Annotated in this window: 12 protein-coding genes and 2 pseudogenes; 3 read left to right on the top strand and 11 right to left on the bottom strand. The window is 72.1% G+C overall.

Annotated elements, in window-relative coordinates:
* Position 1 precedes the first annotated feature (1 nt).
* The 10 genes and pseudogenes from IEY61_RS29070 to IEY61_RS29025 form a co-directional block, all read right to left on the bottom strand.
* Positions 2-802, bottom strand: a complete 801-nt coding sequence (locus IEY61_RS29070; RefSeq protein WP_189050115.1) for an ABC transporter permease — start codon at positions 800-802, stop codon at positions 2-4.
* Between the two features lie 176 nt (positions 803-978).
* Complete coding sequence (locus IEY61_RS29065) at positions 979-1,170, bottom strand: DUF397 domain-containing protein (RefSeq protein ID WP_189050113.1); 192 nt, start codon at positions 1,168-1,170, stop codon at positions 979-981.
* 176 nt (positions 1,171-1,346) lie between these two features.
* Entirely contained in the window at positions 1,347-1,754 is a 408-nt protein-coding gene (locus IEY61_RS29060; protein WP_229706535.1) for a carboxymuconolactone decarboxylase family protein, read from the bottom strand.
* Between the two features lie 126 nt (positions 1,755-1,880).
* Positions 1,881-2,813 (bottom strand): ABC transporter ATP-binding protein, encoded by a 933-nt coding sequence (locus IEY61_RS29055; RefSeq protein WP_189050109.1) that lies wholly within the window; start codon positions 2,811-2,813, stop codon positions 1,881-1,883.
* Positions 2,814-2,946: 133 nt separating this feature from the next.
* Positions 2,947-3,477 (bottom strand): hypothetical protein, encoded by a 531-nt coding sequence (locus tag IEY61_RS29050; protein ID WP_189050107.1) that lies wholly within the window; start codon positions 3,475-3,477, stop codon positions 2,947-2,949.
* Positions 3,478-3,481: 4 nt separating this feature from the next.
* A pseudogene (gene dnaG, locus IEY61_RS29045) lies at positions 3,482-5,364 on the bottom strand (DNA primase).
* A gap of 134 nt (positions 5,365-5,498) precedes the next feature.
* A complete protein-coding gene (locus IEY61_RS29040) occupies positions 5,499-7,127 on the bottom strand; it encodes a BCCT family transporter (RefSeq protein ID WP_189050104.1) in 1,629 nt (542 codons plus the stop codon).
* A 274-nt stretch (positions 7,128-7,401) separates the two neighbouring features.
* Entirely contained in the window at positions 7,402-8,241 is an 840-nt protein-coding gene (locus tag IEY61_RS29035) for a siderophore-interacting protein (protein WP_189050102.1), read from the bottom strand.
* Between the two features lie 15 nt (positions 8,242-8,256).
* Complete coding sequence (locus tag IEY61_RS29030) at positions 8,257-9,480, bottom strand: deoxyguanosinetriphosphate triphosphohydrolase (RefSeq protein ID WP_189050100.1); 1,224 nt, start codon at positions 9,478-9,480, stop codon at positions 8,257-8,259.
* Complete coding sequence (locus IEY61_RS29025) at positions 9,477-9,830, bottom strand: VOC family protein (RefSeq protein ID WP_189050098.1); 354 nt, start codon at positions 9,828-9,830, stop codon at positions 9,477-9,479. The genes IEY61_RS29030 and IEY61_RS29025 overlap by 4 nt, the downstream gene beginning before the upstream one ends.
* A 296-nt stretch (positions 9,831-10,126) precedes the next feature.
* Here IEY61_RS29025 and IEY61_RS29020 point away from each other — a divergent pair, with 296 nt between their 5' ends.
* Positions 10,127-10,627 carry a roadblock/LC7 domain-containing protein gene (locus IEY61_RS29020; RefSeq protein ID WP_189050096.1) on the top strand — a complete coding sequence of 167 codons (501 nt, stop codon included), beginning with the start codon at positions 10,127-10,129 and terminating at the stop codon, positions 10,625-10,627.
* A 71-nt stretch (positions 10,628-10,698) separates the two neighbouring features.
* Here the strand turns inward: IEY61_RS29020 and ppdK are convergent, their stop codons facing one another.
* The gene (ppdK, locus tag IEY61_RS29015) at positions 10,699-13,422 is read right to left on the bottom strand and encodes a pyruvate, phosphate dikinase (RefSeq protein WP_189050085.1); all 2,724 of its coding nucleotides are present in this window, start codon (positions 13,420-13,422) and stop codon (positions 10,699-10,701) included.
* A gap of 310 nt (positions 13,423-13,732) precedes the next feature.
* Between ppdK and IEY61_RS29010 the strand changes: the two genes are divergently transcribed.
* Both IEY61_RS29010 and IEY61_RS29005 read left to right on the top strand, forming a co-directional pair.
* Positions 13,733-15,430, top strand: a complete 1,698-nt coding sequence (locus tag IEY61_RS29010; protein ID WP_189050083.1) for a beta-N-acetylhexosaminidase — start codon at positions 13,733-13,735, stop codon at positions 15,428-15,430.
* 677 nt (positions 15,431-16,107) lie between these two features.
* Positions 16,108-16,350 (top strand): annotated as a pseudogene (locus IEY61_RS29005) (C39 family peptidase); the annotation flags it as partial.

The following is a 16,350-nucleotide window of genomic DNA, read 5'->3' as shown; positions in this document are numbered from 1 at the left end:
CCTAGACGACGAGTTTGCGGGCGAAGGCGCGGCGCGCGAGCAGCCAGCCCGCAGCCGCCCAGACGGCGAGGTAGCACAGGTGGCCGGCGACCGACCACTGCGGCGCGACCCCGAGCACCGCCGCCCGGCACAGGTCGACGGCGTGCCAGAGCGGCGTCGCGTACGCGACCCAGCGCAGCACCAGCGGCAGCGACTCGACCGGGAAGAACACCCCGGCGAACAGGGTCATCGGGATCACCGCGAACCGGGACAGCATCGCGAGCCAGCTGTCCGTGTCCACCACCGCCGCGTACGCGAAGCCGGGCGCCGCCACGGCCAGGGTGAGCAGCGCCGCCACCGGCAACGCCAGCACCGCCCACGGCGACCGCAGCGCCCCCAGCACGCCGGTCACCAGGAGAAAGGCCACGATCGAGGTCAGCACCCGGAACAGCACGAACGCCAGGTGGCCGGCGACGATGTCGTTCACCCGCAACGGCGCCGAGCGCTGCGCGAAGTAGATCTTCGTCCACTGGAGGTTGCCGAACACCGGCCACGTCGACTCGCCGACCGCCACCTGCAACGCCGTCGACGCGAGCAGACCCCCGACGATCCACTCCAGGTAGGAGACGCCACCGACCCCCCGATCGATGTACGCCCCGACGCCCACCCCGAACCCGAGCACGGCCAGCGTGGGCAGCAGGAAGGACGAGAAGACCCCGGCCCGCCAGGTGCGCCGATAACCGATCAGGTGGTACTCGAACACCGCCAGCGCCGGCACCCGCGGTAGGGACGGCCGAGCCTGCTCCCGCGTCAGTTGTGTCACGCCACTCCCCCGTCCACCCGGCCTTCCTACCGCACCGGTACGACAGCCTCGGTCACCCTACGGCGCAGGCGAAGGAAGGGCCCCTTATTAACGCCTGCGGTAGAGAAAGGGACCCTTATTAACACCGGCGCCGAGCGGCCTCGATACAACACCGCGGTGGTGCGGTCGGCGCGGCGCTACCGCCGCTCGGAGGTACGCGCGACGAACGCACGCCAGGCCGCCGGCCCGAAAGCCAGCACCGGCCCGGCAGGGTCCTTCGAGTCGCGTACGGCCACCAGGTCGGGGAGGTTGTCGGCAACCTCAACGCAGGCGCCGCCGCTGCCGTTGCTGCGGGTGCTCTTGCGCCACCGGACGCCGGTCAAATCCATGTCTCCGCCACTTCCGTCATCAGGTCGAGGGACTGCTGTTGCGATAGTGCCTCACCCCGGATCGACTCCCAAACCTTTCCTGACCTGGGCCCGCGCCCGGTGAGCGGACCGTCGGTCACCGGCACCCGCCGCCGGCTCATAAGCCTCAGCCGACCATGGTCCCGGCCGGCGCGCGGTCAGCCGGCCGCGGTGGTGGGGACGGGGAGCATGTTGCGCTCGGCGAAGACCTTCTTGGCGACGAGGGTGGCGTTGACCGCCCGCGGCACGCCGCAGTAGACCACCGATTGCAGCAGTGCTTCGACGATTTCGCCGGGGGTCAGGCCGGCGTTGAGCGCACCGTTGACGTGTACCTCCAGCTGGGCATCGGCACCACCGAGGCCGGTGAGTATGCCGAGGGTCAGGAGTTCCCGGTCGCGGCGCGCCAGTTGGGGCCGGACGTAGAGGTCACCGTACGACCAGGCGACCGACCGGTAGCTCAGCTCGGGTGAGACGTCGGCAAGGGTGTCGAGAAGTCGCTGCCCAGCCCCGCCGGCGGCCTGCCGGAGCGCTTCCAGGCCACGCTCGTACTGTTCGTCACTGTTCATGGTCATGCCCTACCTGTGAGCGGTCGTCCTGTTGGCCCTGGGGCAGCGGCGCATACCCGCGGTTGTGCCGGACAAACGACTCATCTTCGGCGTGCGTTTTCGGGCCGGCGGAGCCCCGCGCCTTGCTCAGTCGACGAGGGTGCGGCCGGTGAGGTGCAGGAAGACGTCCTCCAGGCTGCTGCGTCGGACCAGCACGTTGACCGGCTCCAGGCCGAGCGCGGCGACCTCGGCCACCGCCGCGTCGCCATCGGGCACGTAGACCAGGATCCGGTCGGGCAGCACCTCGACCCGCTCGCCCACGCCGTCCAGTTTGCCGGCGAACGCTTCCTGCGACTCGGCGGCGAACCGCAGCTCGACCACCTCGCGGGTGGAGTGCCGCTCGATGAGCGCGCGCGGTGATCCCTCGGCGACGATCCGCCCACCGTCCATCACGACCAGCCGGTCACAGAGCTGCTCGGCCTCGTCCATGTAGTGCGTGGTGAGCACCAGCGTGACGCCCTGCTGCTTGAGCCGGAACAGTCGTTCCCACACCAGGTGCCGCGCCTGCGGGTCGAGGCCGGTGGTCGGCTCGTCGAGCAGGACGATGTCCGGCTCGTTGACCAGCGCGCGGGCGATGGTGAGCCGGCGCTTCATGCCACCGGAGAGCGGCTCGACCTTGCTGTCCGCCCGCTCGCTGAGCTGCACGAAGTCGAGCAGCTCGGTGGCGCGTGCCCGGGCCACCCGGCGGGGGATGCCGAAATAGCGGGCGTACGTCGTCAGGTTTTCCCGGACGGTCAACTCCGGGTCGAGGTTGTCGAGCTGGGGGCAGACGCCGAGGCGGGCCCGGATGGCGGGGCCGTCCCGCACCGGATCCATGCCGAGGATGCGCAGCTCCCCGGAGCTGGGCGGCGAGATGCAGCCGACCATCCGCATGGTGGACGACTTGCCGGCGCCGTTGGGCCCGAGGAAGCCGAACGCCTCACCGGCGCGCACCTGCACGTCGATGCCGTCGACGGCGGTGAAGTCGCCGAACCGCTTCACCAGCCCCCGGGCCTGGATGAGTGGTGGTGCCATGGTCACTCCCCGACCCTAGACACCCGGTCCGACACTCCAAACCGAGTTTCCCGCCGAGCCCCGCTCGCCAGGCCTCGCCCGCCGAGGCCCGTCAGGCCCCGGCGGGCCTTTGCCGGCTCAACGGCCGGCGATCGGGGCCTCACTCATCCGATGGCGACGTCGCGACGCGCGACGCGGCGACGAGCCGGTCGGTCTCCGCGACAACGTCCGGATCGTCGACCGGGGTCCCCGGGTCGTAGCGGACCATCCATGTCAGACCGTCCACCCCGGGCACCCGCCGCCCGACGATCCGGCCGGCGCCGCCGGGCAGGGCGTGGTGCTGGGTGTACGCCACGGACTTGGTGACCCGGGCCCGCACCTGGTGCGGCAGCTCGCCCGGATCCAGCAGCAGGTAGCGCTCCGCCGGACAATCGGCGACCACCAGGTAGCCGTCGCGCTCGGCGACCCGCTCACCCGGGGTGACGGTCAGCTCCCGGCCCGACCAGACGGCCTTGACGATGTCGTGCCAGCCGATCCGGTGGCCGCGCCCGGGCAGCCAGAGCCCGAGGTTGGTGGCGACCAGCACCCCATCGCCCTCGCCGACGGCCGCCCAGGACAGCACCCGTTCGTCGCGTTGGAGCGGCGGCCGGTCGGCCGGCGACAGCTTCGGCCGGCGACGGAACAGTCCCATGTTTCTACAATCCTCCCGCCGCCTGCTCCCGCAGGGCCCGAGCGTGCTGCTCCAGCGACAGCAGCTCACCGAAGGTGGCGAAATACTCGTCCTTGTCGCTGACCGGGTTGATCCGCTGGATCCGCGACTTCAGCTCGCGGATCCGGGCCGTCACCGACCCCCACTGGAGGCGGGCCATGGTGACCGAGACGTAGCGCGGGTCGGGCTCGCCGTCGATCCGCAGCGGCTCCACCGCCAGCTCGCCGACCAGGGCCTGGGCCGCGAGGTCTTCGCAGGCGTCGCGGACCGACTCGATCCACACCGCGCCGCCGGTGGCCGCCGCGGCCCCGCCGGCCGCCCCGATCGCCGCCCGGACGGCCACGTGCACCGGGTGCCGGTAGTCGGACGCCTCGACCGCGTCGAACATCGGGCCGGCCAGCACCGGTTCCTGGAGGGCCAGCTTGAGCGCTTCCCGCTCGACCATCGACTGCGGGCTGTCCACCGCCGGCTCGCTGCGAGCGGCCCGCGCCGGCCCGTTCGCCGATCGTCCCGAGGCGGCGGCCAGCACCGCCCGCTGCACCGGCTCGATCTCCATGCCGAGATCGCCGGCGAGCTTGCGTACGTACTCGGGGCGTTTCTCCTGGTCCTTGAGCTTGGCGACCAGCGGCGCGGCCCGCCGCATCGCCTCGACCCGGCCGTCGACGGTGTCCAGGTCGAAGCGGCTGATCACGTGCCGCAGCGCGAAGTCGACGAGCGGTTCGCGGCGCGCAACCAGATCGCGGACGGCGAGGTCACCCTTTGCCAGGCGCAGTTCGCACGGGTCCATGTTGTCGGGGCTGACCGCGATGAAGGTACGCCCGACGAAGCGCTGGTCGTCCTCGAAGGCGCGCAGCGCGGCCTTCTGTCCGGCGGCGTCCCCGTCGAAGGTGAAGATGATCTCGCCCGCGACCGCGTCGGTGTCCAGCAGCAGCCGGCGCAGTACGCCGATGTGGTCGGCGCCGAACGCGGTGCCGCAGGTCGCCACGGCGGTCGGTACGCCGGCCAGGTGGCAGGCCATCACGTCGGTGTAGCCCTCGACCACCACCACCCGGCCCTGCTTGGCGATCTCCCGCTTGGCCTGGTCGATGCCGTAGAGCACGTGCGACTTCTTGTAGATCGGCGTCTCGGGGGTGTTGAGGTACTTCGGGCCGTCATCGTCGTCGAACAGCTTGCGGGCACCGAAGCCGATCACGTCGCCGGTCAGGTCGCGGATCGGCCAGAGCAGCCGGCGCCGGAACCGGTCGATCAGGCTGCCCGAGCGGGCCGGCCGGGACAGCCCGGCGGTCACCAGCTCGTCGTGGCTGAACCCGCGCTGCCGCAGGTGTCGGGTGAGCGGATCCCAGCCCTCGGGGGCGAACCCGCAGCCGTACCGCTCGGCGGCGGCCCGGTCGAAGCCCCGCTCGGCGAGGAACTCCCGGGCGGTACGCGCGCCGGCCGTGGTCAGCTGGGCGGTGTAGAACTCCACGGCGGCGGCGTGCGCGGCGACCAACCGCTGCTTCTGCCCCTGCTGGGGGCGGCTGCGGCCGGTGGCCCGGTCGTCCTCGACGTAGCGCAGCTGCAACCCGGCCCGGTCGGCGAGCCGCTCCACCGCCTCGACGAAGCTCAGGTGCTCGGCGTCCATCAGGAACTTGATGGCGTCGCCACCTTCACCGCAGCCGAAGCAGTACCAGACGTTGCGGACGGGCGAGACGTTGAACGACGGGCTCTTCTCGTCGTGGAAGGGGCAGAGCCCCTTGAGGTTGCCGGCGCCGGCCGACTTGAGCGTCACCGTGTCAGAGATGATCTCGGCGATGGAGGTGCGCTCCCGGACCAGCGCGATGTCCTCGTCCCGGATTCGCCCCGCCATACCGTCACCCCCTCCGCATACATCCTGCCTCCCCGCTCACGCGGGTAAGGAAGGGCCCCCTGTTAACGCCTGCGGTAGAGGAAGGGCCCCTTATTAACAGCATGGTGCGGGCCGACCGGCGCCGCGTACGGCATCGGCACGTACGGAATGGGGGGCGTCAGCGCGGGCGGCGGCGTAGGTAGCGACGGACCGGGGGTGGGTCCTCCTCTTGGTACGACCGGGCGGCGCGTACCGCTTCGGCCAGGCCGTGCCGGCGGGTGCGCGCCGGCACGGCCAACAGCGGATCCTGGGCCATGTCCCTGACCAGCCCGGCGGCCAGACCGAGCATCACCACCACGAACGGCAACGCGATCATGATGGTGGCCTGTTGGAGGGCGCCGAGGCCGCCGGCGAGCAGCAGCACCGCGGCGACGGCACCGATCAGGATGCCCCAGCTGACCACCAGCATCCGGTGCGGTCGCAACGCGCCCCGGGAGGACAGCGAGCCGAGCACCAGCGAGGCGGAATCGGCGCTGGTGACGAAGTAGAGGGCGACGAGCACGATGGCGACCACGCTGGTCAGCGCTGCCAGCGGCAACGCTTCCAGCAGCCCGAACAGCGCCTGCTCGCTGCCGACCTCGGCGTCCGCCACCAGGTCACGGAGCCCGGTCGCCTGTACCCGCAGCGCGCTGCCACCCATGATCGCGAACCACACGGCGCTGGCGCCGCTGGGCACCAGCAGCACGCCGATCAGGAACTGCCGGACGGTACGACCACGGGAGATCCGCGCGATGAAGGTGCCGACGAACGGCGCCCAGGAGATCCACCACGCCCAGTAGAAGATCGTCCAGTGACCGAGCCAGGCGGGATCGGAGAAGGCGCCGGTCCGGGTGGACATGACGACCAGGTTGCTCAGGTAGTCGCCGATCGAGGCGGGCAGCACCTCGAGCGTGTAGATGGTCGGGCCGACCACGAAGACGAAGATCATCAGCACCACGGCCAGCACCACGTTGGTGGTGGAGAGCCACTTGATGCCGCGGTGCAGCCCGGAGAAGGCGGAGATCACGAAGGCCAGGGTGAGCGCCCCGATCACCACCAGTTCCACCGCGATGCTGTTCGGTACGCCGACGACCAGGTCCAGCCCGGCGGCGACCTGGAGAGCGCCGAGGCCGAGGCTGGTGGCCGTGCCGAAGACGGTGGCGAAGATGGCCAACAGGTCGATCACCTGGCCGGCGACGCCGTCCGCGTGGTCGCCCAGCAACGGCCGGAACGCCGCGGAGAGGCGGTTCTGTCTACCCCGCCGGAACGTCGAGTACGCCAGCGCCACCGCCACCACCGCGTAGATCCCCCACGGGTGCAGGGTCCAGTGGAACAGCGTGTACTGCATCGCCGCCGCGGCGGCCGCGCCGGTCTGCGGCGCGACACCGGTCGCCGGTGGCGGCGTGGCGTAGTGCTGGATGGGCTCGGCGACGGCGAAGAAGACCAGACCGATGCCCATGCCGGCGCTGAACATCATGGCGGTCCAGGCCAGCGTGGTGAACTCGGGTTCGTCGTCGTCGCGGCCGAGCCGGATCCGGCCGAACCGGGACAGCGCCAGCACCACCGCCAGCACCAGGAAGGCGTTGGCCGCCACCACGAAGAACCAACCGAAGGTGCTCATCACCCAGGTGAGGCCGGACTCGCCGACACCGGCCAACGAGTCGCGCGCCAGCACCCCCCAGAGCACCACGGCGAGCACTCCGCCGACACCCAGTCCAAGCACCACCGGGTCGGATCTGTCGTTCTTCTCGTCGACCTGCTCGCCCATGGCCCACCCCCGACCATCCTCCTTCCCCGACCCCACCCCCACCCGCTGTTCCGACAAATACCCCACCCCACCCTCGCCCCCACCCACCCCCTGCCCCTGCCCTGCGATCTTGCACTTTTGGTCGCCATTACGCGGCTTATGCCCCAGATTGTGCCGACGGAAAGTGCAAGATCGCGGAGCGCATGGTGGGCGTGGGGTGCGAGGGGCGGGGAGGGGGGAGGGGCGGGGGGGGGAAGGGCGGGGGGAGGGAGGGGGCGGGGGGAGAGATCAGGGGTCAGGGGCGGGGGGTGGACTCGTCGGCCTCGACCTGGCGGTTCCAGTCGGGCTTGCTGGCCCGCCAGCCCTCGTCGTCCAGGCCCAGACGCCAGTAGCCCGAGATGGAGAGCCACTCGCGCGGCACGCCCCGGTCGATTCGCAGCAGCCGGCGCAACTGGCGGACGAATCCCGCCTCGCCGTGCACGAAGGCGTGCACGGTGCCGGGCGGGAAGTCGAGCGCACGTACGGCCGCCACCAGCGCCTCGCCCACCGGGCGCCCGCCGCGGTGCAGCCAGGTCAGGCGTACCGCGCCGGGACTGGGCAGCGGCTGCTCGTCGACCGGTCCCTCCACCTCGACGAAGACGTGCGCGGGCGCGTCGACCGGCAACCGCGCCAGCGACGCGGCGATCGCCGGCAACGCGCTCTCGTCGCCGACCAGCAGGTGCCAGTCGGCCTCCGGGCTCGGCGCGTACGCCCCGCCGGGCCCGGTGAAGAGGACCTCGTCGCCGGGTCGCAACCCGGCGGCCCACGGCCCGGCCAGCCCTTCCTCGCCGTGGTGCACCACGTCGACGGTCATCTCGCCGGCCGTCGCGTCCCAGGCCCGCACGGTGTACGCGCGCAGCCGCGGCCAGTGCTCGCGCGGCAGGTCACGGCGGATCGCGGCGAGATCCAGCGGGCGCGGATAGTCGACCCCGTCGACCGGAAATATGATCTTGATGTAGTGGTCGGTGAACTTCCCGACCGGCAGGTCGGCCAACTCCTCCCCACCGAGCACCAGCCGGACCAGATGCGCGGTGGGTCGCTCGGTGCGCAGCACGCGGGCGGAGGTGATGGTGACTGTCTTCGGGCGCTCCGTCATCTGGCCAGGCTAGCCTCAACCAACCAGGCGGGTGTGCCAGGTCATCGCGGCCGGATCGGTCAGCGAGGCCACCTGGTCGACCACCACCCGCAACCGGGCGGCGTCGTCCGGGGCGGCGCGCCACAGCGGGACGAAGACCGGGTCGAACGCCTCCGGCGCCCGCTCGGCCAGCACCCCGACCAGGTCGGTGAGGATTTCCCGCTGGCGTTCGTAGCGTCCCTGCGCGTCGGCGCGGCGCATCACGTACCGCAGGGCGATGCCCTTGAGCAGCGCGCACCGGGCGCGCAGCGGCCGGGGCACGACGAGGTCGGCCGCGTAGCGCCGATGCGGCCCGGGGCCGAACCGGGCCGTGGTGGCGGTGACGGCGGTCGTCACGAAACGTCCGGTCAGCACGCTGGTGGTGGTCTTGAGCGCGGCCTGGGCGCGGTGGCTGCCGTCGTAGGTGGCCAGCGGAGCGAGCACCGGATCGGCGAGCAGGTCCACCAGGGCCGCGCCGAGATAATCGGGCGACTCGATCGAGTAGACGGCGGCGACGTCGGCGCAGAGGGCGGCCCGCTCGTCGGCGTCGGCGAGCAGCGGCTCCAGCGTCAGGTACCCGCCGTGGATGGCGTCCTCCACGTCGTGCACCGAGTACGCCACGTCATCGGCCCAGTCCATCACCTGCGCCTCCAGGCAGCACCGGTCGCCAACGGGTGCACCCTGCCGGAGCCAGGCGAAGACGGGCAGGTCGTCGGCGTACACCCCGAACTTGCGCCGGCCCGGCCGACGGGGCCACGGGTACTTGGCGACCGCGTCCAGCGAGGCACGGGTGAGGTTCAGGCCGACGGACCCGCCGTCCGGGCCGTACACCTTGGCCTCGAGGCGGGTCAGTACGCGCAGCGTCTGCGCGTTGCCCTCGAACCCGCCGCAGGTGGCCGCGACCGCGTCCAACGCAGCCTCGCCGTTGTGCCCGAACGGCGGATGCCCGAGGTCGTGCGCCAGCCCGGCGGTGTCCACCACGTCGGGGTCGCAGCCCAGCCGCGCGCCCATTTCCCGGGCGATCTGGGCCACCTCCAGTGAGTGGGTCAGCCGGGTACGCAGGAAGTCGTCGGTGCCCGCCAGGTGCACCTGGGTCTTCGCGGCGAGCCGGCGGAAGCCCGCCGAGTGCAGCACCCTGGCCCGGTCCCGTTCGTACTGCGACCGGCCGTGGCCGGCGTCCTTGACCGGCTCGACCACCCGCCGGGCCGCGTCAGTGGTCAATCCCCACGCTGCCGCAGCACGCAGAACTCGTTGCCCTCCGGGTCGGCGAGCACCGTCCAGTCGGCGCCGTCCTGGCCCACGTCGACGTGCCGGGCGCCCATGTCGACCAGCCGTTCCACCTCGGCCTCCCGGTCGGCCGGGCGCAGGTCGAGGTGCAGCCGGTTTTTGCCCTCCTTGGCGCCGTTCACCGGCACGAAGACGATGCCGGGCAGCCGGTCGGCGGACTGGCGGATCTCCACCTCGTCCGGCCGCTCGGTGATCACCTGGTAGCCGAGCGCCTCGGCCCACCAGCGAGCCAACCGGCCGGGATCCCGGGCATCGACCGTCAGGCTCTGCCAGACGCTGGTCATGCCGGCACCGCCGTCCGGACAACGGCGGGAGTCTGCTTCGACAGCTCGGTACGCGCTCTCATCCGGCCACCCCTTCGTGGAAGACGGTCCTCGGGCGAGATCAGGCTACGCCCGGCCGGGCCGGACGGCGCGTCGACGACCTGCGCCCGACGGGTCCGCATCCACCGATCAGACGAGAGTTGTCGACCGATCGCCGACGGTCACGGGATCGCGGGAATTGTCGCTGGCGGGTAACGTCGCCATCGCGCAACGTCACCTGTTGAGGCGGAGACACGACCGGCGGGAGAGACACGCTCGTGAACGCGGAAACGATGATGGGCACCGAGTTACGAGGGCTGCGCCGACGCCGCCCCGAAGTCGCCGGCGCGGTCCTCGCCGGCACGGACGGCCTGCTGATCTCCACCGACCTGCCCGCCACGGACGCCACCCACCTGGCCGCGCTGGCGGCGGCCAGCTTCGGCCTCGGCCACCGGATGGCGGCCACCGTCCGGCAGGGCGAGTTCCACGAGTCGGTGGTCCACACCACGACCGGCTGCGTGGTCACCTACCCGGCCGGCCAGGACGCCCTGCTGACCCTGGTCGCCGCCCCCGGGGCCGACCTGGCGGCGCTGCGCGAGGAGGCGCGGGCCGTGGCCGACCGGGCCGGCCCGATGCTCGCCGCCCGGCGGCCTCCCGCGCCGGCGCTTCACCCGCCGGACCCGCACGCCCCACTGGCCGTGCGCACCCCGATGGCCACCCTGCCGGGCCAACGCCCGCGCCGGGACCCGCACATCACCTGGCGCCGGCCGCCGATCTGAGCCGCTCCGCCGGCCGCCGATCTGGGTGTCCCTCCCGCCCGGTGCGGAGACCGAGCGGGAGAGGTTCTCGTTCAGCGACTGTCCGAGCCGGCCGTCACCACCGCGGCCCGCCCCGCCTCGAGCCGGGCCACCGGCACCCGGAACGGCGAGCACGAGACGTAGTCCAGCCCGATCGAGTGGAAGAAGTGCACCGAGTCCGGGTCGCCACCGTGCTCGCCGCAGACGCCGAGCTTGAGCCCGGGGCGGGCGGCTCGGCCCTCCTCCGCCGCGATGCGCACCAGCCGGCCGATCCCGTCGGCGTCGATCGACTCGAACGGTGAGATGCCGAAGATGCCCAGCTCCAGGTAGCGCCAGAAGAAGGCGCCCTCCACGTCGTCCCGGGAGAAGCCCCAGCCCATCTGGGTCAGGTCGTTGGTGCCGAAGGAGAAGAACTCCGCCGCCTCGGCGATCTGGCCGGCGGTCAGCGCCGCCCGGGGCACCTCGATCATCGTGCCGATCAGCACCTCGACGTCGCTGCCGCCGGCCACCTCGGCGATGATCTTCTCGGCCTCGGCGCGTACCGTCTCCAACTCCTGGACCGCGCCGACCAGCGGGACCATGATCTCCGGGCGGGGGTGCACCCCCTGCCGGGCGCACTCCACCGCGGCCTCCGTGATCGCCCGGACCTGCATCGCGAAGAGACCGGGGATGACCAGACCGAGGCGTACGCCGCGCAGCCCCAGCATCGGGTTCTCCTCGTGCATCCGGCGCACCGCGGCGAGCAGCGCCTCCTCCGTGGCCACGTCCTCGCCGCGCTCCTGGGCGACCGCGACATCGACGGCGAGCTGCTCCAGCGGGGGCAGGAACTCGTGCAGCGGCGGGTCGATCAGCCGTACGGTGACCGGTTGCCCGTCCATCTCCCGGAAGATCTCCACGAAGTCCGCGCGCTGCAGCGGCAGCAGCGCGGCCAGCGCGTCGTTCCGCTCGGTCGCGTCGCGGGCCAGGATCAGCCGTTCGACCAGCTCACGCCGGTCGCCGAGGAACATGTGCTCGGTCCGGCACAGCCCGATGCCCTCCGCCCCGAAGCGCCGGGCCCGCGCGGCGTCCGCGGCGGTGTCGGCGTTGGTGCGTACCGCCAGCCGCCGCCGCGTTTCGGCGTGCGACATGATCCGGTGTACGGCCCGCACCAGCGGGTCGTCGATCGTCTCGGGATCGAGCTCGCCCTCGAAGTAGCGCACCACCTCCGACGGCATGACCGGCACCTCGCCGAGGTAGACCTTGCCGGTGGTGCCGTCGATGGAGACCACGTCGCCCTCGTGCACGGTGTGCCCGGCGACGGTGAACCTGCGCTGCGGCACGGTGATGTCCAGCTCGTCGGCACCGGACACGCAGGTCTTGCCCATCCCGCGGGCCACCACCGCGGCGTGGCTGGTCTTGCCGCCCCGGGAGGTGAGGATGCCCTGGGCTGCGATCATGCCGTTCAGGTCGTCCGGGTTGGTCTCCCGACGGACCAGGATGACGTTTTCGCCCTGGCCGGCCAGCTCGACCGCGCGGGCCGAGGTGAACACCACCTTGCCGACCGCCGCCCCGGGCGAGGCACCGACGCCGGCGGCGACCGGCTGGAACTCGTGGTCGAGCTGGAAGCGCGGGAACATCAGCTGCGCGAGCTGGGCGCCGTTGACCCGGTGCAGCGCCTCGTCGAGGTCGATCAGGCCCTCGTCGATGAGCTGGCCGGCGATGACGAACGCGGCGGCGGCGGTGCGCTTGCCGACCCGGGTCTGCAACATCCACAACTTGCCGCGCTCGATGGTGAACTCGATGTCGCACAGGTCCAGGTAGTGCCGCTCCAGCCGGGCCATGTAGTCGAGCAGTTCGTCGTAGGAGGCCTTGTCGATCCGCTCCAACTCCTGTAGCGGCACCGTGTTGCGGATCCCGGCGACCACGTCCTCGCCCTGTGCGTTGGCCAGGTAGTCGCCGTAGATGCCCTGGGCGCCGCTGGCCGGGTCGCGGGTGAAGGCGACCCCGGTGCCGGAGTCCGGGCCGAGGTTGCCGAAGACCATCGCCACCACGTTCACGGCGGTGCCGAGGTCGGCCGGGATCCGCTCCTGCCGGCGGTAGACCACCGCCCGCTCGGCGTTCCACGACTCGAAGACCGCCCGGATGGCCAGGTCGAGCTGCTCGCGCGGGTCCTGCGGGAACTCCCGCCCGGTGTGCTCGCTGAAGATCTTCTTGTACGCGTCGACCAGCCCCCGCAGGTCGGCCGCGTCCAGATCGAGGTCGTTGGTGGTGCCCTTGGTGCGCTTGGCCTCGTCGAGCGCGTGCTCGAACGCCTCGCCCGGCACCTCGCAGACGGTCTTGCCGAACATCTGGATCAGCCGTCGGTACGAATCCCAGGCGAACCGGTCGGCCCCGCCGGAGGCGGCCGAATCGGCTGCGCCGCCGGAGGCCTGTCGGGCGAGTCCTTCCACGCTGCGGTCATTGAGGCCGACATTCAGGACGGTCTCCATCATGCCGGGCATGGAGAACTTCGCCCCGGAGCGCACGGAGACCAGCAGCGGGTCGGCCGGATCGCCGAGGCGGCGGCCCATCGCCTGTTCCAGCGCCGTCAGGTGCGCGGCGACCTGGTCGGCCAGTCCGGCCGGTTCCTCGCCGGTGGCCAGGTACGCCTTGCACGCCTCGGTGGTGATGGTGAAGCCGGGCGGAACCGGCAGGCCGAGGTTGGTCATCTCGGCCAGGTTGGCACCCTTGCCACCGAGGAGGTCCTTGAGGTCCCTGTTGCCCTCGGCGAAGTCGTAGACGTACTTGTGTGCTGCCACCCAAAGCCTCCCACGCGCCCGGATTTACACTTAACGAAGGTTCAGTTCATTGATTCCCCGGAGCCCTCCGGCAAAATCCGGCGAACGATGCGGATCGGTGGGCGAAGGCTAAGCGAACTCTGATCGCCGCGGGAACCATTCGGTGACGATGGGCACAGCAACGCCCACCATCCGTGTCCGCGGCCTTTCCTGGGAACGATTCCATGCGCACCATCACGCAACCGCCGTCCTCCCGTACCCTTGGCGCCACGCAGCGTCACCGCCGCGCCTTTGCCATTACCGCCGCGAATACACCCCTCGGAGCCACGTCGTGTCCTCGCCGTCCAACACCGCCCCGGAGTCGCGTCCCCCGTCCGGTCCGGCCGACGCCGCCCTGCCGGCGCGGGCGCGTACCGCCGCCGAGCTGGCCGGGACGGCGGAGCGGGAGGCCGCGACGCGGCTCGCCCCGCCGGCGCCGGTCCGACTGGGCGATGTGGTGCCCGCCCCCGAACGGGTCACGCCGGACCCGACCGCCGACCACCTGCTCCGGGCCGACGCGGTGATCCGGGTCAGCGCCGATGCGGCCGCGCTGGCCGTCGGCGAGCAGCTCGCCGCGCTGCTGCGCCCGGCCACCGGCTACCCGCTGCCGGTCACCGACACCGCCGCGCCGTCGGCGGCCGGCGGCATCGCCCTCGACCTGGCCGGCGACGCCGATCTCGGACCCGAGGGCTACCGGCTCGACATCGCCGCCGACGGGGTACGCGTCCTCGCCCGCACCGCCGCAGGCCTCCACCACGGGGTGCAGACGCTGCGACAGCTCCTCCCGCCCGCGATCGAGAGCCCGATCCCGGTCGCCGCGCACTGGGCGCTGCCCGGCGGGTCGATCGTCGACCGGCCGCGCTATCCGTACCGGGGCGCGATGCTCGACGTGGCCCGACACTTCTTCGGCGTGCCCGACGTGCTGCGGGTCATCGACCACCTGGCCCGCTACAAACTCAACCACCTGCACCTGCACCTCACCGACGACCAGGGCTGGCGGATCGCGGTCGACTCCTGGCCGAGGCTGGCCACCGTCGGCGGCGCCGGTGCGGTGGGCGACGATCCCGGCGGGCACTACACCCGGGCCGACTACCGACGGATCGTGGCGTACGCGGCGGCCCGGCACATCACCGTGGTGCCGGAGGTCGACCTGCCCGGCCATACCAACGCCGCACTGGTCGCGTACCCGGAGCTGGCACCCGACCGGGTCGCCCCGCCGCCGTACACCGGCACCGAGGTCGGGTTCAGCTACGTCGACCCGACCAGCGATCGGACATACGACTTCGTCGCCGACGTGCTCGGCGAACTGGCCGCGCTCACCCCCGGTCCGTGGCTGCACATCGGCGGCGACGAGGCGTTCAAGGTGCCCGCCGAGGAGTACGCCCGCTTCGTCGAGCGGGTGCAGCGGATCGTCGGCGGGCTGGGCCGCAACGTGATCGGTTGGCACCAGATCGCCCCGGCCGCCCACGCCGACGGTCGTCTCCTGCAGTGGTGGGGCACCAACGGCGACGACCCGGTCACCGCCGAGGCGGTACGCCGTGGCGCCAAGCTGATCCTCTCCCCCGCGAACCACGCCTACCTGGACATGAAGTACGCCCCGGACACCCCGATCGGGCACGACTGGGCCGGTCTGATCGACGTGCGCCGGGCGTACGACTGGGATCCGGCCACCCACCTGACCGACGTGCCGGCCGACGCGGTGCTCGGCGTCGAGGCGCCGCTGTGGACCGAGTCGGTGACCACCCGCGCGGAGATCGAGTTCATGCTGCTCCCCCGGCTGCCGGCCATCGCCGAGCTGGGCTGGTCAGCCCCGGCCACGCACGACTGGAGCGCGTTCCGCGAGCGTCTGGCCGGACACGGCGTTCGGTGGGCGGCGGCCGGGATCACCTTCCACCGCTGCCCCGGGGTGCCCTGGCCGGCGCAGCCGAGCATTCCGGCACCGCGACGGGGGCCGCAGGAGCGGGCCGCGACCCGATCCGCCCAGGACTGACCGTCGGCGGATCACCCGCCTCCGGCAGGGCCGAAACGGACACGGTCCACATCCCGCCCCTGTCGAGCTGATAGCGCAGACGGCTCGCTGCCGGCCAGTCTGGCTCGCTGCCGGCCCGCCTGGAGAGCCTCGCCCAAGTCGGCTGCTGTGCTGTGACTGCACAAACGGCTCAGCTCGACAGGAACGCGACCGAAGCTTCGTCAGCCGCCGTGGCCAGGGTGGGCGGCCCCGGACCGGGCGGGGGAGCTGACTCGATGGGAGCATCCCCCTTGCGGGCGATGTCCGAATGAGGTGGGGCCGGCGGGCCCGATGTCCGGTATCACCCCGGGTGACCGGTGGTCCGGGTCACCGTCGGCGCGGAATCATGCCGGGCCCCGGGTCGTTGGACATGGCGTAACCGCGACGCCTCCCAGCGCCGCACCGCGATGCCTCACCGGCGCCGCACCGCGACGCCCCACCGGCGCCGCACCGCGACGCCCCACCGGCACCGCGACCGGGTCGGCCGGAATGCACCCCCGCCGCCCGGCGTTACATCTCTCCCGGACGTCGTGACCCGGTCCCCCTACGTGGATCTCCGACGACCGGCACCCGATCTTCTTTCCCCATTTCGCGCGGCCCAGCCGCATCCCCCTTTGCGGCGCGGACCGCGTACCCCCGAATGGAAGGTGAGACCCATCATGCGTACCACCATCCTGCGTAAGACCGCCCTGACCATCGCCGCTGCCGCCGCCACCGCCGGTGGCATCGCCGGCCCCGCCATCACCGCCCACGCCGCCCCGGCCACCACCACCGCCCAGGTGCAGGCCGACCGCAAGACCGGCGGCGAACGCCAACTCCCCGTGCGCTACCAGGCCCAGGAAACCTTCTACTACTGCGGCCCCGCCGCCGCCAGCAACGCCCTCTCCGTCCAGGGCAAGCAC

The organism is Micromonospora sonchi, from assembly GCF_014646235.1.
GTDB lineage: Bacteria > Actinomycetota > Actinomycetes > Mycobacteriales > Micromonosporaceae > Micromonospora > Micromonospora sonchi.
The sequence above is the reverse complement of the archived record's forward strand: the minus strand, read 5'-3'. Positions and strand labels throughout refer to the sequence as shown.

Excerpts from the sequence above, each read along its gene's own strand:
- IEY61_RS29065 (WP_189050113.1), bottom strand. The coding sequence starts at position 1,170 with ATGGATTTGACCGGCGTCCGGTGGCGCAAGAGCACCCGCAGCAACGGC.
- IEY61_RS29060 (WP_229706535.1), bottom strand. The coding sequence starts at position 1,754 with ATGAACAGTGACGAACAGTACGAGCGTGGCCTGGAAGCGCTCCGGCAG.
- IEY61_RS29050 (WP_189050107.1), bottom strand. The coding sequence starts at position 3,477 with ATGGGACTGTTCCGTCGCCGGCCGAAGCTGTCGCCGGCCGACCGGCCG.
- IEY61_RS29040 (WP_189050104.1), bottom strand. The coding sequence starts at position 7,127 with ATGGGCGAGCAGGTCGACGAGAAGAACGACAGATCCGACCCGGTGGTG.
- IEY61_RS29035 (WP_189050102.1), bottom strand. The coding sequence starts at position 8,241 with ATGACGGAGCGCCCGAAGACAGTCACCATCACCTCCGCCCGCGTGCTG.
- IEY61_RS29025 (WP_189050098.1), bottom strand. The coding sequence starts at position 9,830 with ATGACCAGCGTCTGGCAGAGCCTGACGGTCGATGCCCGGGATCCCGGC.